This is a genomic window from Firmicutes bacterium HGW-Firmicutes-1 (assembly GCA_002841625.1).
GTDB lineage: Bacteria > Bacillota > Clostridia > Lachnospirales > Vallitaleaceae > HGW-1.
The window spans coordinates 20,516-47,180 of sequence record PHAG01000009.1; the positions used below are offsets into that span (position 1 = coordinate 20,516).

At 33.5% G+C, this 26,665-nt stretch carries 24 protein-coding genes; 17 read left to right on the plus strand and 7 right to left on the minus strand.

Features of this window, described 5'->3' with window-relative positions; translation table 11 throughout:
• Nucleotides 1–115: 115 nt before the first annotated feature.
• Nucleotides 116–1,594, plus strand: coding sequence for a hypothetical protein (locus tag CVU84_11140; protein PKM94017.1), 1,479 nt, complete (start codon nt 116–118; stop codon nt 1,592–1,594).
• 33 nt (nt 1,595–1,627) lie between these two features.
• Here CVU84_11140 and CVU84_11145 read toward each other — a convergent pair whose 3' ends face one another.
• On the minus strand, nt 1,628–3,766 hold the full coding sequence (locus CVU84_11145) for a hypothetical protein (GenBank protein ID PKM94018.1): 2,139 nt from the start codon (nt 3,764–3,766) through the stop codon (nt 1,628–1,630).
• A gap of 176 nt (nt 3,767–3,942) precedes the next feature.
• On the opposite strand from CVU84_11145, the gene CVU84_11150 reads away from it, so the two are divergent.
• The 4 genes from CVU84_11150 to CVU84_11165 all read left to right on the plus strand — a co-directional run bounded on the left by CVU84_11150 (nt 3,943) and on the right by CVU84_11165 (nt 9,086).
• Entirely contained in the window at nt 3,943–6,603 is a 2,661-nt protein-coding gene (locus CVU84_11150) for a hypothetical protein (protein PKM94019.1), read from the plus strand.
• A 42-nt stretch (nt 6,604–6,645) separates the two neighbouring features.
• Entirely contained in the window at nt 6,646–6,813 is a 168-nt protein-coding gene (locus tag CVU84_11155) for a hypothetical protein (GenBank protein PKM94020.1), read from the plus strand.
• A 99-nt stretch (nt 6,814–6,912) separates the two neighbouring features.
• Nucleotides 6,913–7,845, plus strand: a complete 933-nt coding sequence (locus tag CVU84_11160) for a hypothetical protein (protein PKM94021.1) — start codon at nt 6,913–6,915, stop codon at nt 7,843–7,845.
• 113 nt (nt 7,846–7,958) lie between these two features.
• On the plus strand, nt 7,959–9,086 hold the full coding sequence (locus tag CVU84_11165) for a hypothetical protein (GenBank protein ID PKM94022.1): 1,128 nt from the start codon (nt 7,959–7,961) through the stop codon (nt 9,084–9,086).
• Here CVU84_11165 and CVU84_11170 read toward each other — a convergent pair whose 3' ends face one another.
• The 3 genes from CVU84_11170 to CVU84_11180 are packed head-to-tail and all read right to left on the minus strand — an operon-like array spanning nt 9,087 to nt 11,296.
• Nucleotides 9,087–10,160: a radical SAM protein gene (locus tag CVU84_11170; protein PKM94023.1), complete on the minus strand. Its 1,074-nt coding sequence runs from the start codon at nt 10,158–10,160 to the stop codon at nt 9,087–9,089. It lies immediately after the preceding gene.
• 9 nt (nt 10,161–10,169) lie between these two features.
• Entirely contained in the window at nt 10,170–10,910 is a 741-nt protein-coding gene (locus tag CVU84_11175) for a hydrolase (GenBank protein ID PKM94024.1), read from the minus strand.
• Nucleotides 10,907–11,296, minus strand: a complete 390-nt coding sequence (locus CVU84_11180) for a lactoylglutathione lyase (GenBank protein PKM94025.1) — start codon at nt 11,294–11,296, stop codon at nt 10,907–10,909. Before CVU84_11180 ends, CVU84_11175 begins: the two co-directional genes overlap by 4 nt.
• Nucleotides 11,297–11,404: 108 nt before the next feature.
• On the opposite strand from CVU84_11180, the gene CVU84_11185 reads away from it, so the two are divergent.
• A complete protein-coding gene (locus tag CVU84_11185) occupies nt 11,405–11,593 on the plus strand; it encodes a uracil-DNA glycosylase (GenBank protein ID PKM94026.1) in 189 nt (62 codons plus the stop codon).
• A gap of 210 nt (nt 11,594–11,803) precedes the next feature.
• On the opposite strand, the gene CVU84_11190 is transcribed toward CVU84_11185, so the two are convergent.
• Entirely contained in the window at nt 11,804–12,583 is a 780-nt protein-coding gene (locus CVU84_11190) for a phospholipase (protein PKM94027.1), read from the minus strand.
• A 112-nt stretch (nt 12,584–12,695) separates the two neighbouring features.
• Here CVU84_11190 and CVU84_11195 point away from each other — a divergent pair, with 112 nt between their 5' ends.
• The 4 genes from CVU84_11195 to CVU84_11210 all read left to right on the plus strand — a co-directional run bounded on the left by CVU84_11195 (nt 12,696) and on the right by CVU84_11210 (nt 17,285).
• The gene (locus CVU84_11195; protein PKM94028.1) at nt 12,696–13,862 is read left to right on the plus strand and encodes an enoyl-[acyl-carrier-protein] reductase FabV; all 1,167 of its coding nucleotides are present in this window, start codon (nt 12,696–12,698) and stop codon (nt 13,860–13,862) included.
• A gap of 28 nt (nt 13,863–13,890) precedes the next feature.
• Nucleotides 13,891–14,907, plus strand: a complete 1,017-nt coding sequence (gene galE, locus CVU84_11200; GenBank protein ID PKM94029.1) for a UDP-glucose 4-epimerase GalE — start codon at nt 13,891–13,893, stop codon at nt 14,905–14,907.
• Nucleotides 14,908–15,550: 643 nt separating this feature from the next.
• Entirely contained in the window at nt 15,551–16,837 is a 1,287-nt protein-coding gene (locus CVU84_11205) for a hypothetical protein (protein PKM94030.1), read from the plus strand.
• A 10-nt stretch (nt 16,838–16,847) separates the two neighbouring features.
• Entirely contained in the window at nt 16,848–17,285 is a 438-nt protein-coding gene (locus tag CVU84_11210) for a hypothetical protein (protein ID PKM94031.1), read from the plus strand.
• Between the two features lie 828 nt (nt 17,286–18,113).
• Here the strand turns inward: CVU84_11210 and CVU84_11215 are convergent.
• Nucleotides 18,114–18,470 (minus strand): hypothetical protein, encoded by a 357-nt coding sequence (locus CVU84_11215; protein PKM94032.1) that lies wholly within the window; start codon nt 18,468–18,470, stop codon nt 18,114–18,116.
• 161 nt (nt 18,471–18,631) lie between these two features.
• On the opposite strand from CVU84_11215, the gene CVU84_11220 reads away from it, so the two are divergent.
• The 3 genes from CVU84_11220 (at nt 18,632) to CVU84_11230 (ending at nt 20,317) form a co-directional block, all read left to right on the plus strand.
• Entirely contained in the window at nt 18,632–19,030 is a 399-nt protein-coding gene (locus CVU84_11220; GenBank protein ID PKM94033.1) for a hypothetical protein, read from the plus strand.
• 85 nt (nt 19,031–19,115) lie between these two features.
• Nucleotides 19,116–20,015 (plus strand): hypothetical protein, encoded by a 900-nt coding sequence (locus tag CVU84_11225; protein PKM94034.1) that lies wholly within the window; start codon nt 19,116–19,118, stop codon nt 20,013–20,015.
• Nucleotides 20,016–20,023: 8 nt separating this feature from the next.
• Nucleotides 20,024–20,317: a PqqD family protein gene (locus CVU84_11230; protein ID PKM94035.1), complete on the plus strand. Its 294-nt coding sequence runs from the start codon at nt 20,024–20,026 to the stop codon at nt 20,315–20,317.
• 174 nt (nt 20,318–20,491) lie between these two features.
• On the opposite strand, the gene CVU84_11235 is transcribed toward CVU84_11230, so the two are convergent.
• Nucleotides 20,492–22,192 (minus strand): hypothetical protein, encoded by a 1,701-nt coding sequence (locus CVU84_11235; GenBank protein PKM94036.1) that lies wholly within the window; start codon nt 22,190–22,192, stop codon nt 20,492–20,494.
• Between the two features lie 415 nt (nt 22,193–22,607).
• Here CVU84_11235 and rfbA point away from each other — a divergent pair, with 415 nt between their 5' ends.
• From rfbA to CVU84_11255, 4 genes are all read left to right on the plus strand, one after another.
• A complete protein-coding gene (rfbA, locus tag CVU84_11240; GenBank protein PKM94037.1) occupies nt 22,608–23,477 on the plus strand; it encodes a glucose-1-phosphate thymidylyltransferase in 870 nt (289 codons plus the stop codon).
• A 43-nt stretch (nt 23,478–23,520) separates the two neighbouring features.
• Complete coding sequence (rfbC, locus tag CVU84_11245; GenBank protein ID PKM94332.1) at nt 23,521–24,072, plus strand: dTDP-4-dehydrorhamnose 3,5-epimerase; 552 nt, start codon at nt 23,521–23,523, stop codon at nt 24,070–24,072.
• 18 nt (nt 24,073–24,090) lie between these two features.
• Entirely contained in the window at nt 24,091–25,119 is a 1,029-nt protein-coding gene (rfbB, locus tag CVU84_11250) for a dTDP-glucose 4,6-dehydratase (GenBank protein PKM94038.1), read from the plus strand.
• Nucleotides 25,120–25,188: 69 nt separating this feature from the next.
• Complete coding sequence (locus tag CVU84_11255; GenBank protein PKM94039.1) at nt 25,189–26,601, plus strand: sugar transferase; 1,413 nt, start codon at nt 25,189–25,191, stop codon at nt 26,599–26,601.
• Nucleotides 26,602–26,665: the final 64 nt, after the last annotated feature.

A 26,665-nucleotide genomic window follows, 5' to 3' on the forward strand; every position in this document is an offset into this window, starting at 1 on the left:
TCAAGTAGCGGTGTAAATTAGCAATATTTGCTTTTTTGAAAGGACGTATAGCATATATATAAGGAGAGTTATGTGGTATAATGTAGACAATTACTTTTTAAGGAGGCTTCTATGAATGGTAAATCAATATAATGTTCAACGTGTTAATAAATTCAATATCATGTTACTAGTTGTATTTGGAATTGTATTAACAACCCAAAGAATTGCAACTGACGGCATAGCTAATGCCATTCCGGTTTTAATGGCATCAGGAGGTGCATTACTAATTGCCCTCATCGTTTATTTTTTGAAACTGCCAAGACAAATTTCTGCAGTTGTAATTCCAGTATGTCCTGTGTTAGCGGTAACTTTATTAGGTGTTTTAACACAGGCTTCGTCAGCCGTATTCCTCGTTTATCTTGTAACAATATGTATGGCAGCCTTATATTTTAACGAAAAAACATTGTTAATTTTTGGTGGTATTGTAAATCTAATATTTATTACCATCAATTTCGTTTTAGGGATTCCAATTATGAATTCAACCATCTTTACAAATAAGGATTTGATTATTCAACTAGGAGCTATGAATTTGGGGTTACTTGTACTTTATTTTCTTTCGAAATGGGGTAATGAATATATACAAGTATCTATACAAAATGAAATGAAAACCAAAGAAGTTCTTGACGAATTAACAAACACTTTTGATTCTATAGAGAAGGTATCAGTAATATTAAATGAGAATATTTCAACTTTTAAAAAAGATCTAAATGCAACAAAGGAATCAAGCGATACCGTAAATGGCGCAATTGAAGAAATTACAAGAGGTGTTGAAGAAGAGGTATCAGGTATAACTGCAATTTCTAATATGATGAGTAGTGCACAGGATAAGGTGAAATTCACTCATGAGAAATCTTCAAAAATTGCCTTGACTTCGAGCAATGTAAGTAAGCGTGTTCAAGAAAATGGTTTGGAAATAGCTCATATGAGAGAGAAGATGAAGACCATTCATCATGCAGTAAATGAAGGCCTTACAACAGTAAGTGAACTTGGTGAGAGTATGTCATATATACAAACCTTCTTAAACTCCATAACTCAAATAGCACAACAAACAAATCTCTTAGCCTTAAATGCAGCAATAGAGGCAGCTAGAGCAGGAGAGGCTGGAAAAGGTTTTGCAGTCGTTGCAGATGAAATAAGAAAGCTTGCAGATCAAAGCAACACTACGGCTAAAGAAATAGGTCAAATAGTTGTGTCTATTCAAACTAAGGCAAATAAAGCAGTAGAATCAGCGCAAGCAGGAAATACTGCATCCATTGAAGGAAATGAAGTTGTAACTAGACTTCAAGATAGTGTAGACAGTATGGTTCAATCTTTTCATAATATGGAAAAGGATTTGAATGAAGAATTCAAATCAATAGAAGTAGTAACAGGGTTATTTACGAATATATATAGTCATTTACAGAATAATGCAGCAATCATGGAAGAACATTCTGCTACAACAGAACAAATGCTAAGTTCAGTTGAAGAACAAAACAACATGATTTCAGGAATGGCTCAGACAATTGGTGAAATTGAATCATTAAGTCAAAACTTAAGAAAGTTAGCAGTTCAATAAATAGATTTACATACAAAAGCATTAGCCGATTGGCTAATGCTTATTTTTATACTGTTGCTTATCAGCATACATTTCTTGATCAGCTTTATTCAATGCCATTTCAGGTGATTCCAGGTTACTAGTTCGTATATAAAAACCAATAGAGGGTATTGGTCCATTAATGGAAGTTTGATCATCTAAAGCGATCCTTGAGGTTTCACATGCTAACTTAAGTTGTGAAATGAGTTTAAGGGAGTCGGCACTATCATACCCATCTAAGAATATAAAGAACTCATCTCCACCCATACGCATAATATTTTCATGGGGTATAAAGGTCGTTAGAATATTAGCAAAGGATTGAAGTAAAATATCTCCAATTTGATGTCCATAAGTATCATTGGTTGATTTTAGATGATTTAAATCAATCATAATGAAGCTCTGAGGATAGGGATAATCGTACATTTTCTTTTCTAAGGAGTTAAAATATAAACGGTTGTATAAGCCTGTTAATGCATCTGTATAAACGAGATGTTCTCTTTCTTTCAGTATCCGTGTTTTCGCTTTTTGGGCAACTAGTTCCTTAAATAGTTTTAATAGTGATAAGATTACGATGAGCAAGAAAACAAGAATACCAAATAACAATTTAGATAGTTTGGTGTTTTGTACGTTTTTTAAAACAGGTGCGCTTTGAATTCCTTCATATTTAGCTTTTTCATAATCCATAAGGGTAATTGCTTTATTGAATATAGATACAAATTCTTCGTGATTTTTTTGAGTGCCAAAGTATAAAAAGGAATCAGAAGAAGTTGTGCCTTTTTTTACAATTTGATTATAACCCAATCCTTCAATATAGTATTCAGCAACGGAGGGATTTTCTAAAAAGTAATCGACTTCTCCTTTTTCAATAATCAACAAAGTTTCTTTAATGTCCTTTGTAAAAACTATTTCAACATTTTTAAGGTTTTTCTTTAAGTACTCTTCATGCCAAAAGCCATCAATGACAGCGATTTTACAATCCTCTAAACCATAGATGTCATATACAGTATCTGCACTTTTTAAGCCATAAATTGCATCGCGGTCGTAACTAAAAGGTGCGGTAAAGTTGAAAAGTGATTCTCTATCATTTGTTTTTGCCATATTCAATATATCGATTTCCCCATCTAACGCTAGCTGGTAGAGGTTATCAAAAGGCATAGGAACACATTCGATTTTTATACCCACCATATTTGTGAATTCTGTCAAATATTTACCTGCAATACCTGTATATTCGTTGTTAGTGTAATTGTCTATAGGCAAATAATCGGTTGCAATACCAACTTTAATGACTGGAGTATTTTGTAGCCAAAGACGTTCGGAAGGCGTTAACTTGAGTATCTTGTGCATATAGAGTGCTCTTGCAGTTTCAATCGCTTCGTCAATGCTGTCAGCTCTATTGGCTATGATTTTGTTAAGAATATTTGTTAATGTTTGATCTTCAATTCGTGTAGAAAAAGTCATTTCTGAGAAAATGTTTTTCAATTCAGCTATATTTTGAACCTCAGAAAATTGATAAAGATATTCATAGACAACTTCACTTCCAGAGGTGATGAAGCCATTGATTTCTCCATTTAACATTTGTTCTATTGCTGTTTTTTGATTTGGATAATCCACCTGCATATAGTTAATATTAAGATAGTTGTCTTTAAATACATCAATTACCATATCACCTTCAATGAAGCCAACACATTCACTATCCAAATCACCTATGGTTCGGATTTCGCTGTCCTTTAGAGCTAACACAACATAAGGATAATGGTGGACACTTTCTGTAAAAGCCATTATTTTAAGACGTTCCTCAGTTGGGTTAGCACCAAAAAGTATATCAATAGATTGATCAAACAACCCGTTATAGGCTTCTCCCCAGTTTTTATGATCATCAATGTCAATGGTAAGACCTGATTCTTCTTCGAAAATCTTCACAATGTCAATCAAATAACCCTTTAGATAACCATCATATTCAAACAAATCAATACCTGCATATGGGGCTAATCCGACTTGTAAAACCACATTTTTATGTGAATCTATCCACAATTGTTCTTCTTCTGTGAATTGAGTAGGTACATAGGACGGAATGGTTGTTTCTGCATGAGAAACAGTTAATACATTGTAAAGCATACAAAAAAATAGCAAAGCTATTAGTGATTTTTTGAACATATGAACACCTCTACATTAATACTCTAATGACAACTATTATATACCTTTTGATGATAAATTTCAACAGAATGTGTCAATTAACAAGGAGTTTAAAAAATATAGTGTTTTTTGTCACATATCATGATAAAATATAGGTATAATCAAACAATTGACATGCAATTTTAAGGAGCGGTAAAATGGAATATTCAGAAGGTTTTTTGGGTTCATTATTTGAGAATATGCTTAATGGTTTTGCTTATCATAAAATTGTAACAGATGAAAAAGGTAAGCCAATTGATTATATCTATTTAGATGTGAATCAGGCTTTTGAATCGATTATTGGATATAAAAAAGAAGATGTTATTGGGAGGAGTGTAAAAGAAATATCACCCAATATTGTTGAAGATACGTTTAACTGGATTGAATTTTTTGGAGAAGTAGCAATTGAAAATACATCACCAACAACTGAACAATATTCAGAAGCCTTAGATAAATGGCTTTTAATCAATGCCTTTTCACCAATGAAGGGATATTTTGTTACGATTATTATGGATATTACAGAAATAAAAACGAGAGATATTTATATATCTGAAAAGAATTATGAGCTAAGAAAGCTGTACAAGGAAATTGTGACTTCTGAGGAAGAAATTAAGCGGCAAATGCAAGCATTAGAAGAAGTACAGCTAATCTTAATTGAAAACGAGAAAAGAGCTAATATAGCTCAAAAAATTGCCCATGTTGGGCATTGGGATTATGATGTGACAACCCTCCAATTTTGGGGATCAGAAGGTGCCTTTGATTTGTTGGGAATGAATAGAGAATCACCGTTAATTCCATTTGATAAAATCATTAATCAAATCCAACCTCAAGATCGTATCAAAATGAAGAAAATGTATAGATATTTGCTGGAACATGATAATCATCATGATGTAGAATTTGAATTTAAACGAGAAAATGATGGTCAAATCAGATATATGCACTCTGTTGCTGAATTGTTTTGGGATGCTAACGGTAAACCTAAAAAGATTATTGGCGCAGTTCAAGATATCACAGATAGAATTCATGTTGAAATTAAATTGAAAAATAAAAATGAAGAACTTACTGCATTATATGAAGAAATATTTGCTACAGACGAAGAGTTGAAGGAACAATTAGATGAGATTAATATACATAAAGAAATGCTTGAAGAGAGTGAAACGAGGTATAGAACACTTGTTGATAATTCAAGAGATTGTATTTACAGCTGTGACTTAAATGGAGTATTTACGGCAGTGAATGAAACATTTTGTACCTTATTAGGAGCAGATAGAGAATGTGTTATTGGTAAGACGATGAATGAACTTATATTTTTTAGTGAAGAAGGCTTCAATGAATGGAATAATAAAATACTACATGTTATTCATAATAAGCAGACTGTTGTTTTTGAAAATGAAGTAAATACTACTGAGGGTACAGTTTGTTATAATATAACGTTATCTCCGATTTTAGGTACGAATAAAGAGATTATAGGTGTAACTGGAACGAATCATGATATTACAAATAGCAAACGCAATGAAGATAAGATTAAGCATATGGCCTATCATGATCCGCTCACTGATTTACCAAATAGAATCTTGTTTTTTGATCGACTTAAAAATGCCATAGAAAGATCCCACAGGTCAAAGACGAAAATTGCTGTTTTGTTTTTTGACATGGATAATTTCAAAAGAATCAACGACACATTAGGACATTATATTGGCGACGAACTATTGGTTGAAACTGCAAAACGCATCACTAGCTGTATGAGAGAATATGATACAGTTGCAAGATTAAGCGGAGATGAATTTGCTGTTTTATTGCAAAATATTGAAAAAGTAGAAGATATGCTTACCATAGTACAAAGAATTCAGCAGAAATTTGGCATACCATTCTTTTTATCCGACAATACAATTGATCTCACCACCAGTATTGGTATTGCAATGTATCCAGAAGATGGTAATTCACCAGAAGAACTACTGAAGAATGCGGATACTGCAATGTACAAGGCAAAAGATCAAGGTAGAAACAAATATGTATTCTTTCATTTTACGATGAAGGATGAAATTATTAAGAAAATCAAAGTAGAAAAATTACTTAAAAAAGGCATTAAGCATAGAGAATTTATATTGCATTATCAACCACAGTTTATAGCGAAAGGTAGGAAGTTAAGAGGATTTGAAGCACTTATTAGGTGGAATAGTCCTGAGTTAGGGTTCATACCTCCAGATGACTTTATCGGCATAGCTGAAGAAAGTGGCCAAATAATTCAGATAGGGGAATGGGTAATACAGGAAGCATGCTACATGATAAAAAAAATGAATGAAAAGTACAATACAGACTTAATCGTATCAGTAAATATATCCTTGCTTCAATTAAGACAATTGGATTTCGATCAAATGCTTTTGAGTTATATTAACTATCATAAAATCAAACCTCATAATATTGAGATCGAGGTAACGGAAAGCTTATTTATCGATAACTATGATGTAGCGATTATTGCTTTAAATAATTTGAAAAGAGCTGGTGTAAGAATTGCACTTGATGATTTTGGAACAGGGTATTCTTCCCTTAGCTATTTGAAAAAGCTACCTATTAATCTTCTTAAAATTGACAAGGCATTTGTCAGTGAAATTGACGGAGAAAATCCAGATAAGGATTTAACGGAACCAATTATTTCACTTGTACATAAGCTTGGAATAGAAGCGATGGCAGAGGGTGTTGAAACAGCAGAACAGCTTGATTATTTAATCAAAGCGGAATGTGACCTTATCCAAGGGTTTTACTTAGGAAGGCCAGTTATAGAGCATGAAGTAGAGGAAATTATTAAGAACAATATATAGAAAGGTTATGGGTATACTATTGATATTCTGACAGAAAGGAAGATGAATATGATTGACAATAATAGAAATATACCAAAGCCTTATATGGGTAATTTAACATCACAGCAGATTGTTAATATGGCGAAGAGTGGACAATTAGGCGGAGAAATGGTTAAGAGAATGATCGCTAATGAAGAAACTGAGCTAATGAATCATTTAAATTCGGAGTAATCCTTTTTTGAGGGTAGTCATCAAAAGTTCAGATGATTATCCTCTTTTCGTATTAGGTGTGATAAGATATATATAATAATTTAATCAGGGGAGATTTATATGAAGCACTTAGTATTGTTATTCTTCGTTATTTCATTCACATCTGGTGTAGTTGCGATTATTTTAGGAAGCATGTTCTATTTGAAAAATAAGCATGATCCGATTAAGCAGTTAATCATTGCCAATTGTTATTTTTGTGGGTTATTATTTCTAGATATTATTAATTATTATGTAGGAATTAATTACATAAAAACGCAAGAAATTTTTTATATGATTATTTTATTAGGTTTGTTATTGACAGGCATAGGTTTGATTTATCATTTTACGCTTTTTGTACATCTGCTTCTTTCCTTAGAATTTAGTAAGAAGAAAAGATTCATCTTTTATTTTACTGCGATTACAGCTGTTCTCTTACTAATTGGACTTAATATTGCATATGCAAACAATATTCTTTATAAATATTTTCAATATCCCACAAGCTTTTTATTGCATAATTTATTTACAGGGGTGGGTGCTTATTATAATTTATTCTTACTTGTAATGTACCGAAAATCTGTTCACAAGGAGGTTAAGAAATTTTTAATGATTGGCATCGTATTTATTGCGATCGTAGTTCCATTATCTATTTTTATGAATTCGCTTGAGTATTCAATCAGGTTTCCTTATCCAATGCCATTTTCACCAATTATTTTTTTCCTTATTAATATTTTGGGGATTGCATTTGCTAGGAAAACCCTGCTTCATGGTTTAGACAAGCATCCTAAAGAGAACTATGATATAGTACTTAAAAAATATTTGTCTCAATTTGATATTACAGAAAGAGAATTAGAAATAGTGAAATTTGTACTTGAAGGTTTTGGGAACCAAGACATAGGGGATAAGTTATTCATATCTCCAAACACTGTTAAGAACCACATTTATAACATTTATAGAAAGATGGGAATTAAAAATAGATATGAATTAATGAGCAATATAGCAAAGATAAATGAGTAGTAATGTAGTACTATTTAAGTAGGTTACTTAATATGGGAGTCCATTACTATTGAATAAATGGGAGTTGCTACCTATAATCCAAAGAAAAGATATTATTTTAACAGGAGGATTATATGGAAATAACTAAAAAGACAAGGTATATTTATGTAGATAATTTAAGATTAGTTATGATCGTTTTTGTTGTTATGGTTCATCTTGCATGTACCTACAGCTCTATTGGTAGCTGGTATTATTATGAAAAGAAGACTCTTGATGACTTATCACTTATATTGTTTGCTTTTTTTCAATCATTTTCACAGGCGTATTTTATGGGGTTTTTGTTTTTACTTGCAGGTTTTTTTGTGCCAGCTGTTTATGATAAAAAGGGCTTTGGAAAATTTATTAAGGACCGATTTATTAGACTTGGTATACCAACCTTAATATATATGCTCATTATTCATCCTTTTATCATAATTATATTATTAGGTAATCCATGGGAATTTACTTATTTGAAATACATAACATCGTTAACTTTTATTGGTGAATCTGGACCTCTTTGGTTTGCTTTTGCATTGCTTATTTTCACCTTTGTTTATGGAGTAATAAGACTCCTTTTAAATAATTGTAGAGAGCGAGTAGAGAAGGCATTACCAAACCTTAAGCTATCAATCATTATTATATTGATCATTGGTATAGGGTCGTTTTTAATTAGGTTAATACAACCTATTGGAACAAGCATTATGAATATGCAACTTTGTTTTTTCACTCAATACATCGTATTCTTTATTGGTGGTATATTGGCTTATAGAAACAAGTGGTTTGATAAACTTACCTATTCAACGGGGATCAACTGGTTAAAAGCTGCACTTACTATAGGTATAGCAACTTGGATAGGAATCTTAATGCTAGGGGGTGCTATGACAAACGGCTTCGATGCCTTTATGGGAGGATTGAGATGGCAGAGTTTTGCTTACACTATTTGGGAAGCTTTTATTGTTGTTGCAATGTCATTTGGGTTAATTGCACTTTTTAAGGAGAAATGGCATCATCAAAATAAAATAGGAAAGATTTTATCTGATAATGCCTTCGGGGTATATGTATTTCATGCACCAATTATAATTGCTATAACAATTCTCTTCAAATCGTGGAGCATCTTGCCAATTGTTAAATTTTTTATAATGGGGATCATCTGCTTGCCAACTTGCTTTTTGATATCTCATTTAATCATTAGAAGGATACCACTGTTAAAAAAGGTAATATAGTTATTTTAATAAACTTTGAACCCAATCCTTTTTATGAAATAAGGCACAACCATGTTCGGTTTCTGAAAGGTGTTCGTTACTGTCGCGAATGGACTTTAGGAATTTTGATTGGAGTGCCTCTTTTAAATTTATTTGAAACAAATTTACATCTGAATATGGAGAAAATGGACATGGTTCTAAATCACCAGAGGCATTGATATGAACGAAGCCTCTGCCAGAGGACAAACAACCACCCATCTGATTTTCATCTCCTGGAAAAGAGATGAATAGAGAGGCGTAATTTTCTCTTAATTGAAGTAACACCTTTGCAAGTTTAAGACGTTGTGAAGATGAAATCTCAAGATGCTCAGTTTTACCGTCAATAGGAACATATTCAACATACAAGAAGCTTTTACATCCCTTCTGTATGAAGTTGTTAACGAATTCAGTGGAGGTTACCAAATCGAAATTTTCACAAGTAACAGTAATTGATGTTCCAAAAAAAATATTTTTATGAGATAAGGCATCCATGCCCTGTAAAATGGTTTGATAAATACCTTCACCTCTTCTTGCATCTGTATCATTCTCATAGCCTTCCAGACTTATAATTGGAATTAGATTTCTACTTCCTTCGAGAATATGAATAGTATGCTCATCAATATGTGTACCATTTGTGAAAATTGGGAAAATAATTTCAGGTATTTTACCTAGAAGCTTAAGTAAATCCTCACGAATGAAAGGTTCTCCTCCAGCTATAAGTATAAAAGAAATGCCAAGCTCTTTCGCTTCAGTAAATACTTCAAGCCACCTCTGAGTAGTTAACTCTTGCGTGCATTTCGAACTGTTAATTCGGTCATAACAACCAGTACAAGTCAAGTTACATTGGCTAGTAATACTAGCAATTAAAAATGCAGGAATGTGATAACCCTTCTTTTCCCACTCAGCCCTTAGTTTTTCAGCTGTACTTTGCCACAAAAGGTTCTTGACAATAAATTTTGAAAAGGCTGGCTTTCTCAATGACACCTTTATGGCATTTCCTACCAAGTTTTTAATAGCCTTGTTCATTGTTAGGATATAATCTTGATCTGTTGGCATATAATCCTCCTAGCTTATTATTTCGAACATTTGGCCGCGCTTTGAAATTGTTAGTATATTTTTGTTTTCAAGATAGCCATCAATCTTTAACTGTTCAAACACACCATATTGATCGCCAAAATGCATAGGGATAATGGTGCAATGTTCAGGCATAATTTTTTCAGTAAAATATTCAAGAGATAGTGCATAATTACGTTCAAGCCTTGGATCAACAGGTATAAACGCTAACTCCATTGGCAAACCTTTTAGCTTGCCTATTTCTGTTTTATATAAGACTTCTATACGATTCTTCCATTCATCGCTTTCCTCTTCCCAACGCCACCAATTAAGATCACCAGAATGAAATAGATTTACTTCATCAACTTGAATATAAAAAGAAATACCTTCATCGTTGGACTTGAGTGTCAATATTCTTAAATCATCAATCATACAGTCTTGATGAGGTTCCAAAAAATGAACATTATTACAAGTTACATCTTCTATATCATGGGATAGAATATAGGTGATTTTATGTGCAATATTTTCTTCTTGCCAAGTATAGATTACCTTATTATAGTGATCATGGTGCCTATGGGTTACAAAAACATAAACATCTAAATCTTTAAGATCTTCCGGACGGATAACACCTCCATTTAGGGATTCAACTGTATCATAGGGTAAGTTATTATAGTAGTCAAAAATTAAGAGTTTATTATTGATTTTTACTGCAAAGCTGCTATTGTATAAATACCAGATTTTCATCCTTTTCATTGCGTTTTCCTTGAAGATCTATCTGCAGGGATTATCTCAATCCAGAAACCATCGGGATCGGAAATGAAATACAGTCCCATTTTTTCATTTTCAAAACAGATACATCCATTTTTTTTGTGTAAGGCATAAGCGGCTTGATAATCATCAACGATAAATGCAAGGTGAATTTCATTATCTCCTAATTTATAAGGTTCTTTCCAATCACGATACCAGGTTAGCTCAAGCTTGTGAATTGTTTCTTCATCACCAAGAAATACTAACATATAACTTCCATCCTCAGCTACCTTACGTCTAGTTTCAACAAGACCGAGATTTTCCTTATAAAAAGTGATACTCTTTTCTAAATCGAACACACTAATATTATTATGAGCAAATGTAAATTTCATTCTTCATCCTCCTAAAATTTAACGATAGATTAAGAGTATTATATCATTACACAAAATTTCTATCAATTGCTACTTGCTAGAAATTCGATTATTTGATAATATTTTCTTATGGAAAAAAAAGAAATCATAAACTGTGTAGGTTGTAATTACTATTATGTAACTTGGGATAAACAATTTCCTAAGGGTTGCAAGTATTTTGGATTCAAATCCATTAAAATGCCAAGCATCGTCGTTAAGGAAAGTTCAGGAGAGTGGTGTACTCTATACACTACAAAACAACAAAAAGAAAAGGAATAGTTTTCGTATTCCTTGTACTTTTTTAGTAGGTTAAGTACGTCTTTAAGATAATTTATCTGATTTTCTTGGTTATTATGAAAGTTCTGCATAAGTAATTGGAAAAGCGGCAGGTAGGTAACTAGTCTTTAATTTATCTTAGCCGATTTTCTTGGTTATTATGAAAGTTCTGCATAAGTAATTGGAAAAGCGGCAGATAGGTAAAACTAGGATTTAAGTTGTCATAGCCGATTTTCTGACATAGGATTTTTCGTGTTTTTTTATATCCTTCATAAATTGAACCATGCAACCTGCGCTTGTGCTTTGGGCAAGAGGTAAAGAACTTAAGGTCATTTTGAAAAAGCGAATTTTCAAAGGTTGTACATCACGATATTCACGATCAATTCTTAATGCGATTCTAGCGTTGTATTCTAAATAAGATTTTACATCATTAAGAACGATAGGAGGATCGACTGAGCGATATTCACGTACCAAATCAAAAGTGTATTTAACAAAGTTTTCATAGCTTCTATGATTGTCAAGTAATCGTATTCTTACATGTTGTGGTATTGTAAGATCCTGTATAATGTGTATACATGCGCCAAAATAAAACATTGCTTTAGAGTAGTCCTTTATGATATACGAATGAAGTGCTTGGTTATAGTAAGTCTCTGCTAAAGTCAAGGCATGACTATGACCAAATAACCCTTTTCTATTTTTGGGATTATAAAAATGACTGCTACTCTTGAAATTTTGATCTGCCCATACAGATCCTAACTGAATAGGTTTGATATATTTTTTCATTAGTTTATATTCATCGTTATAGTTATATTCTCGTAAGAGACGTAATGCTTGAATATTATTAAATAAATGTACTTGACATTCAGTATGGATAATCATTTTTTTAATTGGATTAATAAGTGCAAATAATATTCGCATACTATTTCCATAAAAGAGCTCGAATTTCATTGATATAGTACCTCCCGTATATGTCATTAAGAGTAGTTTCTCCATGTTGCTACAAAATAATCAAAAAAACCATTGATTATTAGTCTTAAAAAGTATATTATATGATTAATACTTTGAATATCAAAGTAATAAAAGGATAGATAATGAGAGGTGTAGGATGATAGTAAAATCGAAAGTTAAAGGCTTTATTTGCACTACGGCTCATCCAAAAGGATGTGCAAAGCATGTTGAAGAACAGGTAGACTATGTGAAAAAAATGGGTGCCTTTGACGGACCAAAGAGAGCGTTAATTATTGGTGCCTCAACTGGCTTTGGATTAGCTTCAAGAGTTGCGGCTACCTTTGGAGCAGGTGCTGACTCAATCGGCGTTTCTTATGAGAAACTTCCAACAGAAAAGAAAACCGCTACTCCAGGTTATTATAACACAATTGCATTTGATAAGCTCGCCCAAGATGAGGGACATTATTCAAAAAGTATAAATGGTGATGCATTTTCAAATGAAATTAAGGATGCTACCCTTGAGTTAATTAAAAAAGAATTAGGGAAGGTTGACTTAATTATTTATAGTATAGCTTCTCCTAGAAGAATAGATCCTACCACTGGCATAATTCATAGTTCGGTACTTAAGCCGACGAAAGAACCTTATAGCAATAAAACCATAGATTTCATTACCGGTGAAATGTCACAGGTAACCATTAATCCAGCAACTGAGGAAGAAATATATAATACAGTTAAGGTAATGGGTGGTGAAGACTGGAGACTGTGGATGGAAGCACTTGACAATGCGGATCTACTAGAAGAAGGTGCAATTACAATTGCTTATTCTTACATAGGCCCAGAGCTTACGTTCCCGGTTTATAGAGATGGTAGTATTGGAAGAGCGAAAGAGCATCTTGAAGCTACCGCCCATGAATTAACGGATAGCCTCAAAAGTAAAAACATCAAAGCTTATGTTTCGGTTAATAAAGCGCTCGTGACTCAGGCAAGTTCAGCTATTCCGGTAGTTCCACTGTATATATCAATTTTATATAAAATCATGAAGGAAAAGTGTATTCATGAAGGTTGTATTGAACAAATGTATAGAATGTATAAGGAAAAGGTTTATGTGCCAACAGTAGAATTGGATGAAAAGGGTAGGATACGTTTAGATGATTGGGAAATGAGACAGGACGTGCAAGTAGAAGTTGATAAGATATGGAGTATTATTTCAAAAGATAACAAAGATCAGCATATAGATCTTGATGGATATAGTAAAGAGTTTTATAAATTATTTGGGTTTGGTATTGAAGGTGTAGATTATGATGAAGACGTAGAAGTTGGATAGATAAATATACAAAGGGGAGTGTTATAAGATGGCTATACTGATTACAGGGGGTACAGGTTTTATTGGTTCCCATACAGTAGTAGAACTATTAGGCGAAGGCTATGAAGTTGTTATAGTTGACAACTTTTCAAATAGTAATCCAGAGGTAATTAATAGAATTGAAGAAATAAGTGGTAAAAAGATTCGATTTTATGAGGTAGACTTGTTAAACTATGAAAAACTTGACAAGGTATTTTGTGAGAATGACATCTCGGCTGTTATACATTTTGCAGGATTAAAGTCTGTAGGAGAATCAGTAGCCATTCCACTTAGATATTATCATAACAATATAACGGGTACATTGGTGTTGTGTGAACTGATGTCAAAACACAATGTTAAGAAGATGGTCTTTAGTTCTTCAGCAACAGTATATGGGATGAATAACGTATCACCTTTAACAGAAGATTTATTACTTAGTACAACCAATCCGTATGGGAGTACTAAATTAATGATCGAGAGTATATTAAGTGATTTGGTAGTATCAGATCCAGAATGGAGAGTAGTACTACTTAGGTATTTTAATCCTATTGGAGCTCATGAAAGTGGAAGAATAGGGGAAGATCCTAATGGAATTCCAAATAATCTGATGCCTTTTATTACGCAGGTTGTAATTGGGAAAAGAGAGTCGCTGAATGTATTTGGAAGTGACTATCAAACGCCAGATGGGACTGGAGTAAGGGATTATATTCATGTTGTGGACCTAGCAAAGGGACATCTAAAGGCTTTAGAGAAAATAAATGATGAAAAGGGTGTATTGGTCTATAACCTTGGAACAGGCATTGGATATAGTGTTCTTGATGTTGTTCGGGCTTTTGAGAAAGTGACCAATATGCAAGTCTCATATAATCTTGTTGATAGACGTCCAGGAGATGTTGATATATGTTATGCGAATGCTTCGAAGGCTCTAAATGAATTAGGGTGGAAGACAGAAAAGAATCTTGAAGATATGTGTAGAGATTCATGGAACTGGCAAATGAAAAACCCTAATGGATATGATAAAAGATAAAATTGAACTCTAAATAAGTTGAAGCGCACCATTGTAAAGAACTAAGTTCTTTACAATGGTGTTTTTTGTTTACTAGGAAACTTTCATGACATGTTCTTTACCAGGTAAAATGAAATAATGTAAATGAAAGTTAGTAGCCATATGTCATAGGTTTTATTTCGTGGAAAGTTCTGCATATGCAATTGGAAAAGCGGCAGGAAAGTAACGAGAATTTTAATTCGGCAAGGCCGATTTTCTTGTTTAATAGGAAAGTTCTGCATATGCAATTGGAAAAGCGGCAGGAAAGTAACGAGAATTTTAACTCGGCAAAGCCGATTTTCTTGTACAGTGGAAAAGTTCTACTTTCCACGAAGCATAACAAAGCGTTAGATAGCACTTTTCTACATCGAGTGACACGTACTACTATTTTCCGATATATCCACAATACATTAAACAAATTATGACATAATATTAATAAAATTAAATATAAAAATAATAATTATAAAATTATTGACAAAAACTCATTATAAAGGTAGAATGATAGATGATAATATCGGCTTTTTCATTGATGAAGAAAGCTCCAGTTGCAGATAGATACTTAAAATTTAGCTGGGCATAGTCGATTTTTTTCAAAGGATAAAATGCACATGGGGAGGGTAATAAAATGTATACATATTTACTCAATTCAATTGAAGAGTACAACATATTTTATGGTTCTATTAGAATATGTATAGTAGGAATTGGATTTATTGCAAATGGGCTAATCATCGAAATGTCAAGAATGCATAAAGAGTTCTTTTTTCCAGCAGTTGTAGTATATCGAGACATTAATAAACTCTATCGGTGTATAGAAAATTGTGAAAGAGATTATAAGATTAGAATTTGTAATACAAAAGAAGACCTGAGACAAGCAGAGATCAATGGTGAGATTGCAGCAGTCAAAGATTTTAGGCTCGCATTTGCAACAAAGATTGATATTGTTGCAGATTTAACTGGAGATGCTGCTTACGGAACAGAAATAGCATATGAAACGATTTTAAATAAGGTTCATATAGTCGCTAGTCCAGAAATTGATATTTGCTTAGGAAATTATTTTTCAGATTTAGCAAAACAAAATAATATTGTGTATTCAGGATTTTCAGGAGATGAACCAGGTGAAATCCGAAATCTATATAGCTATGTAAAAATGACTGCACTTGATATCATTGCTGTTGGGAAGTTTAAAAATTTTATTGATCGCTACGCCAATCCCTCATCTGTTAAGAAGTGGGCAGACCTGTATCAACAAAATCCTATCAAGCTTTCTTCATTTGCAGATGGGACTAAGATGAATATAGAAATGGGAATAGTGGCAAACGCACTTGGATTGGTACCAGATATCCCAGGTATGAATAGCCCAACAGGCACCTTAGATACTGTGACAGACATCATAAGGCTTAAAGAAGATGGTGGCGTATTATCAAAAAAGGGTGTGATAGAGATTGTAAAGGGTGTTGAACCTTCGGGAGGAATTTTTGTTATCGGACACACAACCAATAAATCACTTGTAAGTGATTTGAAATATTATAAAATGGGTAACGGACCCTATTACTTGTTTTATAAGCCTTATCATTTGTGTGCGTTTGAGATGCTTATGGGAATGGCAAAAAATGTAGTGTTAAAGTCGGCGGTTATAGAGCCCGGGATACATAAAACATCCGATGTATTGGTATATGCAAAGCAAGAATTAAAAGCAGGAGAAGTTTTAGATGATATAGGTGGGTATTCTTATTATGGATTATTAGAAAACCTTGATGAGCTTAAGAAGGGCAAATACTTGCCTGTTTCAATGGCTACGGGGTGTAGATTGAATAGAGATTTAGAGAAAGATGAACTTATTACAATTGATGACGTTGAGTTAAATGACGAATCATTGTTATGGAAATTGATTAAACAACAGTATGTTATATAGATAAATAGAGATGAGGAAGATTAGATTAAAACGCATTTTATTAATGATACTTATTTGGTACGTATTAGGAATATCACGCTTCATGATTTTATTTGTACCTTTTAAAAAGATTGCATCTTATATGGGAAAGTCAAGGTACGAAACGAAATATTTTCTAACAGAGACAGAGCAAAGAAGGGCAAGAAAACTGGGTAAAATGATCTCTTATGTAAGTGATTGTACGCCATGGGAAAGTAAATGCTTTGTTCAAGCACTGACAGGGTTCATGCTACTAAGATTATTTCATATACCAAGTACAATATATTTTGGTGTTAGAAAACAGCCTGATGATAGCTTGGTAGCACACGCATGGCTTAGGGCAGGAGATCAAGTGATTACAGGTGATGAAGAAAGGATATTCTTTATTCCTGTTGCCAAATATGGTCAATATGCGAAAGCATATAATTAATAGATATGGATATTGCAACAGTGCGGTGGGAGTTATCTTAATTTATATTTAATACAAAGGAGGAAGTAGTATGAAAAGCAGGGTAAGTTGGGGGAAAAGATTTACTTATTGGTTGGCAATTGTAACAATACTAGCATTAAATTTGAAAACCATATCGCTGGCGGACAGTACAGTCTATCAATGGAAGGGTGAAGACAATGGCGGTTATGAATTTGGGCTAGAGTTAGGACAAGGAGAGGGACAAGCAGATTTACTTATTTTGCAAGAAAAAGCAGATGAAGGCTTCTTAGGACCTGTTTTGAAATGTTATTGTGTAGATTTTGAATACTTAATATCTGAAGGAGTGGATTATTCAAGACAAACATTATCCAACGGTAGCTTTTCTGAGACAGTGGCAGGGCGTATAAGAGCTATTGCAACTCATACATATCCATATATTTCGCTTGAAGATTTGGCAAAAGCGATGGTAAGTGATTTTGCAGTAACGGGGCTTACGAAGGAACAAGTTATTACGGGCACACAATATGCAATTTGGAAATATACAAATGGAAAAGATATTCCGATTACTGATGAAAATGCAAATAAAGTTTATAATTATATGTTGAGCCTTGAACCTATGCAAGCCGTTCAAGCAGCGGTAGTTACGCTTAATACGCCTACATATACAATTAGCAATGGGTTCATTAGGATTGTATTTACATATTCCTCTATTACAGCGGAAGGTAAGTTTGTTGAAGGTGAGCTTTCTTATAATAAAGATTTTGAAAAATATCAAACGATTGTACAAGATCCAATTACTAAAATAGTGACGGTTACTTTGGATGTTCCTCAAGCCGAGTTGCCACAGAATACTATTTTAGAGATTTCTTTAGATTGTAAACAAGCAGAGGCTTTTTTACTTAAACAAGTCCCTTCCAATACGGAAGAGAATTTAAGTTCAAGTATTGTAGTGGGAACGAGCAATATTGCTAGGACATATGCAGATGAAAATGGAAATATTGTACCAGCCCAAGGCACAGAAACACCACCAGCCCAAGGCACAGAAACACTACCAGCCCAAGACACAGAAACACCACCAGCCCAAGGCATAGAAACACCACCAGCCCAAGGCACAGAAACACCACCAGCCCAAGGCACAGAAACACCACCAGCCCAAGGCACAGAAACACCACCAGCCCAAGGCACAGACAGCCCAAGGCATAGAAACACCACCAGCCCAAGGCACAGAAACGCCACCAGTCCAAGGCACAGAAACACCACCAGCCCAAGGCACAGAACCACCATCAACACAAGGCACAGATACAATACCAATATCTCAACCATTGGTAACAGTCATTTCAGATTATATGAATCAAAATAAGTCCATTCAATTTTCATACTATATTCCGACATCTACAGATTCACCATCGACACCACCAACACCACCAACACCACCAACACCACCAACACCACCAACACCACCGCCAACAACACCAACAACACCGACAACAACACCAACACCAACACCAACACCAACACCACCACCAACACCAACACCACCAACGCCAACGCCTGTACTTGAGGAAATAATAATGGATGATGAGGTTATTCCGGAAGACGTAATTGAATTAAAGGATGAGATAGTACCAATTGGTGAACCTATTGTTTTACCTAATACTGGGGGTATTAATTCTAATATATTTTTTGTGTTTGGATCTGGTATGATGGGAATTGGCATTATTATTAAGAATAAATACAAAAAGTAAATAACTATCGATAAAGGAAAAAGAGTCTATTGCGTTTACCTGGAATTATTCATAAAAATATATTATATAAAAGGTTGATCATAAATTGGATTACTACTATTTAGCTTTCGGGCTTACGATGAAAAGTGATATAGAAATCGAAGAATTTGTAGAAATTGAAAAATGTAATGAATTAGATGTGGAAATTAAGCTTGGAAAAGTACCAGAAAGCTTAGAACATAATTTAGAGGAACCTTTCTGGTACTATGCAAAAGAAAACGAACTAGTTTTTACTGTAGCTGATATAGCCAAATATTATGTTCACAATGGAAATGAGATTATAATAGAGCCTCTTGTTGATGCTGAGAATTCGGCTATCAGAGTGTATTTATTAGGAACGGCTTTTGGAGCCATTCTCTTTCAAAGGGGGAGAGTGCCATTTCATGGTAGTGCCCTTTCAATTAACAATATAGGCGTTATAATTACTGGAGAATCAGGTGCAGGAAAATCAACGGTAACCAATGCACTTATAAAAAAGGGGTACAATATGGTTACTGATGATGTCGCAGCCTTAGAAATTGATGAAGAAAATAAGTTGAAAATTTACCCAAGCTATCCGAGGCAAAAATTGTGGATTGATAGTGTTCGACATATGCAAATAGACATCAGCGAAATAAGAAGAATGGATGGTACAAATGATAAATTTTATTTGCCTGTTGAAGAATTTTGCTATCATCCGATAGAACTAAAGGCTATTTTTGAACTAAAGCCAATGATTTGTAAGCAAGTTTCTGTGGAAGAATTGATAGGAAAAGAGCGGCTAGAAGTTATACTGAATAACACTTATCGTTCCGTATTTATTGAACCCTTAGGCCTTATGAAAAACCATTTTTTTCAATGTGTTAAGATGACAAAAATGCTCAAGGTATATAGGTTGTGTAGGCCTGAAAATGAATTTACTATTGACGAGCAAGTTAATAGCATTGAATCTGTATTGAATTATTAAGGAGGGGAATGATGCAACAGTTAACCTTGGAAATGGTCATTAGAAGGAAGAAAGAAATTTCTGCAGCTGATCTAGGCATGGAAGTGGCTATGTTAAATGAGGAAAATGGCATGTACTATGCACTAGGGGAAGTGGGAACACGAATTTGGCAGCTTATTGAAAATGAAGTAAGTATAAAAACTATTGTTGAACAGCTCTTGCTTGAATATGAAGTGGAAAAGGATGAATGTGAAAAAGATGTATTTGCATTTATGGATAAAATGGTAGCTTCAAAATTGGTCTACATCTCAAATTGCATATAAAGTATTTTATATATTTTATATAATTTGTTATATGGAAGGAGGGTTAGATTGGAAAATAAGAAAGTATGGAAAAAACCCGATGTTGTTGAACTTAATGTTGGAGCAACAGAAAGAAGCAAAAGAAATCTCGTTTTTAATCCAGAAAGTTAAATTATGAAACAATGCTAAGCTACTTTAAATTAAAAGTAGCTTTTTTCTTGGAGTAACTGGATGGAATTGATAGTCCTTGAGTTCAAAAACTTGCTCACATAATGACAATACAGAATCTCTATGTGTGATTGCTATACAGGTTTTATTTTTTATGTGCTTTTTAATATTAGTTAATACTGTTCTCTCTGTTATTTGATCTAAAGCTGAGGTTGCTTCGTCAAGTAAAAGAAGGGGGGCTTCACTTAGAAGTGCTCTTGCAATACAAAGTCGTTGTGCTTGTCCAATTGATAATCCTGCTCCACGCTCACCTAATAGGGTGTGCATCCCTTGTTCTAACTGCGAAATGAAGTCATATGCACACGCGATTTTAAGTGCATTATAGATTTCCTCAATTGTAGCATGAGGATTAGATATGCAAAGATTTTCATATATAGAACCAGAAAACAATGTATTACCTTGAGGCACATAGGAAAAATATTGGCGCGTACCTGAATAAATAGTTTGCATATTTTCAGGATCAAACAACTCAACTTGGCCAAGATGAGGAGTAATTAAACCTAGTAAAATATACAGGAGAGTGGTTTTTCCTTGTCCTGAGGCACCTGCTATGCCCGTCATGATCCCAGGTTTTATGTAAAGAGTGGCATTGTTAAAAATAGTAAGCTCTTCAGTATATTTAAAGTGCAAGCCATCTATCTTAACACCAATTGGCGCATGTAAGAAAAAATCAGATGTTAAATATGGAATTTCTTTTGGTAAGTTTTCATAATAAATCAACCTTTCAGCAGATGAAAATGTATTTATTACTTTAGGTAGAGTTTGACTAAGAATTTCAATTGGATCCTGTATGTTCCCGATTAACTGCAAAAAAGCAGCAAATGTACCGTATGTAGTGAGACCCTGTGATATGCGAAATGCTCCCCAAATAAAAGCAATAAAAAAACTGCCTCTATAACCTAGGTTTAGCGCTATGTTACCAAATGCGGTTATTTTTGTGTGTTCTACATGTTGATGAAATCGATCATTTTGTAACTCTGAAATAGAGCAACTATTTGGTTTTTCTAGTTGGAAGGCTTTGATGATTATATTATTTTCTAATGTTTCATTTATTAGGGACAAAAATCTACTTTCTGTGTTTTGGATCATATGCGCAATAAGCTTTAGTTTTTGACGCCAAAGTTTACTGAAAATCACTGAGGTAGGTCCAATGAAACAAGCAAAAATGGCCAATAAGGGATCAAAGTAAAATAAAGCCATAAATGCCAGCAAAAGTTGAAATATAAATGCAAATATTGTTGTTATAATATCCACAATTCCATTTACCACTTTAGGAATATCATTTGATAAGTAAGTGTGATATTCACCGGTATGGTGTCTGCTGGAAGACAACCAGTCCAAGTGATAAAATTGATGCATAAAATTACCTTGTAAATGATTGGTAAGTTTTTCGCGAAACTTGGTTCTAAGGATAGGATAAATATAGGAGGATATCACATGAACCATTTCGACAATTCCAAACAAAATTGCAAATTTTATTGCGGCATTTATATTTTTGTTCAGGGCATTGTCAATAATTTGTTTTGTAATGAGTGCGATTGAAACAGTAGAAAAAGAAATAACGATATTTAAACAGATTAACTTAAAAATATCTAACTTATACCCTTTTATTTGGTTACAGAGCCAAGAATATACTTTCTTATTATTTGAATATCTTCGATGATGCATGATGGTTCTCCCTCGTTAAGAATATAATTATTTTACTTTAATAGGGAAATTGATGTCAATTAAAGTAACGACGGACAAAGTCTATATTTTATTATTATATTCTTTTATTTATGCTATATTGTTTATGGTATTGACTTATAGCAACACAAACGCCCAGAAAAATAAGAGCAAATAAATCGAATAATGTCGATAAAATAATGTAAAATAATAAAAAGAAATTAAATAAAATAGTTGTTATTTTATAACAACAAGGTTATAATGATATTTATATGTAACACAACTAAGTTAATGATGGATGGGGGATGCTTCATAGAGCCTTATGATGATATGAGTTGAACCACTGGACATTTCTAAGAATCCTGTTGGTTTGATTTTTAGAGCTTATAAATATATAAAATATGAGGGGGATATGAATATGAAAGGAATTATTTTAGCGGGAGGTTCTGGAACACGTCTGTATCCGATTACAAAAGCAATTTCCAAACAGTTGCTTCCTGTTTTTGACAAACCGATGATTTATTATCCATTATCAACTTTAATGCTTGCAGGTATCAAAGAGATATTGATAATATCTACTCCAAGAGATTTGGTGTTATTTAAAGAACTGTTAGGAACGGGTAAACATTTAGGACTTCAGTTATCCTATATAGAACAACAATTTCCAAATGGAATTGCTGAAGCATTTATATTGGGAGAAGAATTTATTGGTGAGGATACAGTGGCATTGATTTTGGGTGACAATATCTTTTATGGTCAAGGATTTTCTAAACTTTTGGAAGAGTCTGCGCAATTAATGAATGGAGCTCTTATTTTTGGATATTACTTTAAAGACCCATCATCATATGGTGTTTTAGAATTTGATGACTCAGGGAAAGTGATTTCGATATGTGAAAAGCCTTTGATTCCAAAATCGCACTTTGCAATACCAGGCCTCTATTTTTACGATAATAGAGTTGTTCAAGTTGCAAAAGAGTTACAACCATCAAATAGAGGCGAGCTAGAGATAACGGATGTAAATTTAAACTATCTTCAAAAGGGCGACTTATCCGTTAGTTTATTAGGTAGAGGCTCAGCGTGGCTTGATACAGGAACTTATGAAAGCTTACTTGACGCTTCTAATTACGTTGCTACTGTACAAAAAAGGCAAGGGTTTTATATAGCATGCGTTGAAGAAATTGCTTATAGGAAGGGCTTTATATCTAAAGAGCAATTGATGACTTTAGCAATATCATTTTCCAATACAGAATACGGACATTACTTGAAAATGATATCCGAAGAGTTTTAGCATAAATAATTTATTTGTATTAGGGGGAGTTAAAGTGGAGACAATCGGGAAATTTTCATTTGTTGAGACGCAGATCAATGGCGTAATTATTATTGAACCTCACTTGAATGAAGATGGAAGAGGATATTTTATGGAAGCGTTCCATTATGAGACGTTTCAAGAAGTGGGAATAGATATGAAAATTATGCAAGTGAATATGTCAAAGTCAAAACAAGGAGTACTGCGAGGATTGCATTATCAAAAAAAGTACCCGCAAGCCAAGTTGGTTAGAGTAATTAAGGGGGAGATATTTGATGTAGCTGTAGATTTGCGAAATGATTCAACTACTTATGGTAAATGGGTTGGAGTGAACCTTTCTAAAGACAATAATAGACAGTTATATATTCCAAGGGGATGTGCCCATGGATTTCTTGTTTTATCAGAAGAGGCAGAATTTCTATATCTAGTGGATGATATATATCATCCTGAAGATGAAGGTGGTATCCTTTGGAATGATCCGGAATTAGATATCAAGTGGCCAATGATGGGTATTAAAGAACTGTCTTTATCAGATAAAGATAAAGGTCTTTTGTCCTTGAAAAACAATAAGATTTGAAAAATTAGGAGAGTAAAGATGAAAACAATTTTAGTTACTGGCGGTGCGGGCTTTATAGGAAGTACATTTATTATTCACTTGTTAAATAAGTATCCCGATTATTATATCATCAATTATGATAAACTCACATATGCGGGTGATCTTAATAATTTGCGTGAAGCAGAAGCCTATCCAAACTATCAATTTATCAATGGAGATATTATTGACAGACTACATCTGCAAAATATTTTCAACAATATTGAAATCAGATTTGTGATTAATTTTGCGGCAGAGACACATGTTGATAGGAGCATTTTAGATCCAGACGTTTTTATTAAAACCAACGTTCTAGGTACGGGGGTATTGCTTGATGTAGCTAAAAAAAGCTGGGAGATTGGTACGGATTTGCAGGGATATCCGCTGTATAAAAATGGAGTAAGGTTTATTCAAATTTCTACTGATGAAGTATATGGCACGCTAGGAAAAGATGGGATGTTTAGCGAGTTAACACCACTTGCTCCGAATAGTCCTTATTCAGCTAGTAAAGCGAGTGGAGATTTGCTCGTGTTAGCTTATAATCATACTTATCATTTGCCTGTCGTTATTACAAGATGCTCTAACAACTTTGGTCCAAGGCAATATCCTGAAAAGCTAATTCCTTTCATGATTAAGAATGCACTACAGGATGAAAAATTACCAGTTTATGGTGATGGCATGCAAATAAGAGATTGGATTCATGTAGAAGACCATTGTAGGGCTATTGACTGTGTGCTGCATCGTGGACGGTTAGGAGAAGTATATAATGTTGGCGGTTCAAACGAAAAACCTAATATTGAGATTGTTAAATTAATTTTAAAGCTATTAGATAAAGACGAAAACTTAATAGAATATGTCCAAGATCGCTTAGGGCATGATCGTAGATATGCTATTGATAATACTAAAATTACGACAGAGCTTAATTGGAGACCCATGTATTCTTTTGAAGAAGGGATGATAGACACAATTAATTGGTACAAACCAATCGTTGGCAATGATACACAACAAAGTGATATGATTTTATCCAAATAAAAAACAGATAAAGCAGAAATATATAAACTGCATAGGGGTATGTATTTAATGAATAAACGAGGTGATTAAATGATTAGGTGGAGAAAACGGATTCGTCGTATGAGCTACTTGATTACAGATTTAATTTGCTTACTATTAAGCTTGATTGTTACAACGCACATATATAGCCCGGTCTTTAACCGACGTATCTTTCTATCATCACTTGAACAGACTGGATTGATTTTACTATTAATTTTAGTGTTTTTTACAGTATTTATAATTACTTCTCTTTATGACGTTATTATGGAAGAAAGCTCTATTTTTTCAGTCCGTGTCTTAACTAGAATGGTGATTGCCTATGGGTTATCGATTCTTTTAATGAGTGCGATCATGTTTTTATTGAAGATTAGCTTATCCAGATTGTTTTTCGGACTTTTAGCTATTATTTATTTTATCATAGCTATTTTTGCTAAACATATTATTAAAGAAATACAATGTGGGGATCTAAATGGAACGAGTCATTCAAAGAATATTCTTGTTATAGGACAATCGCCTAAAGGAAATGAATATATAGAACAAATCAGAAAATATGGATATTTAAATTTGAATATCATTGGGTACGTTCATATTAAAGAGCCAAGTAACTATATAGAGATTGAACATCTTGGTGGTATTGAGGATTTAGATGAGATCATCAAGTTATATGTTATTGATGAAATAGCAGTTGCAAAGCCTCTTTCATATGACGAGCGTTTAACTGATATCATCAATCGGTGCCAAGCAATGGGCATAACAATTACTATGATTCTTGAAACAAACAATTACGATGCTACAAAGGCACAAGTTGCAATGGTTGGAAATATACCAGTTTTGAAGTTTCATACAGTGAGTTTAAATGAAAATCAAATTTTAGGTAAACGCATCATTGATATTTATGGAGCAATGTTGGGAATGGTTTTTTTTGTAATCGCTTTTATTTTAATAGGTCCATTCATCAAATTAGAGACGCCAGGTCCGGTTATTTTTAAACAAAAGAGAGTTGGTAAAAATGGTCGTGTATTTGAGATATGGAAGTTTAGGTCAATGGGAGTAAATGCTGAAGCACAGAAGGAAGCTTTACTTGCTTCAAATGAAATGTCTGGGTATATGTTTAAGATGACAAATGATCCAAGGATTACAAATACGGGGAAATTTATTAGAAAAACAAGTATCGACGAGTTGCCACAATTTTGGAACGTTTTAAGGGGAGATATGAGTCTAGTTGGAACCAGGCCACCTACGGTAGATGAAGTAAAACAATACGAAGCTCATCATCATAGGAGAATTTCAATTACGCCAGGTATAACAGGAAATTGGCAAATTAGTGGTCGCTCGGACATTGAAGATTTTGAAGAAGTCGTTCGTTTGGATACTGACTATATTTCCAATTGGACTGTATGGACAGATATAAAAATTTTAATAAAGACAGTGTTGGTTGTTTTTGCTGGTAAAGGGTCAAAATAAATACGAAAATTGTTTTAAGACAAGAGCTTCATGATGCTGATGGGGCACTTGTCTATTTGGCAAT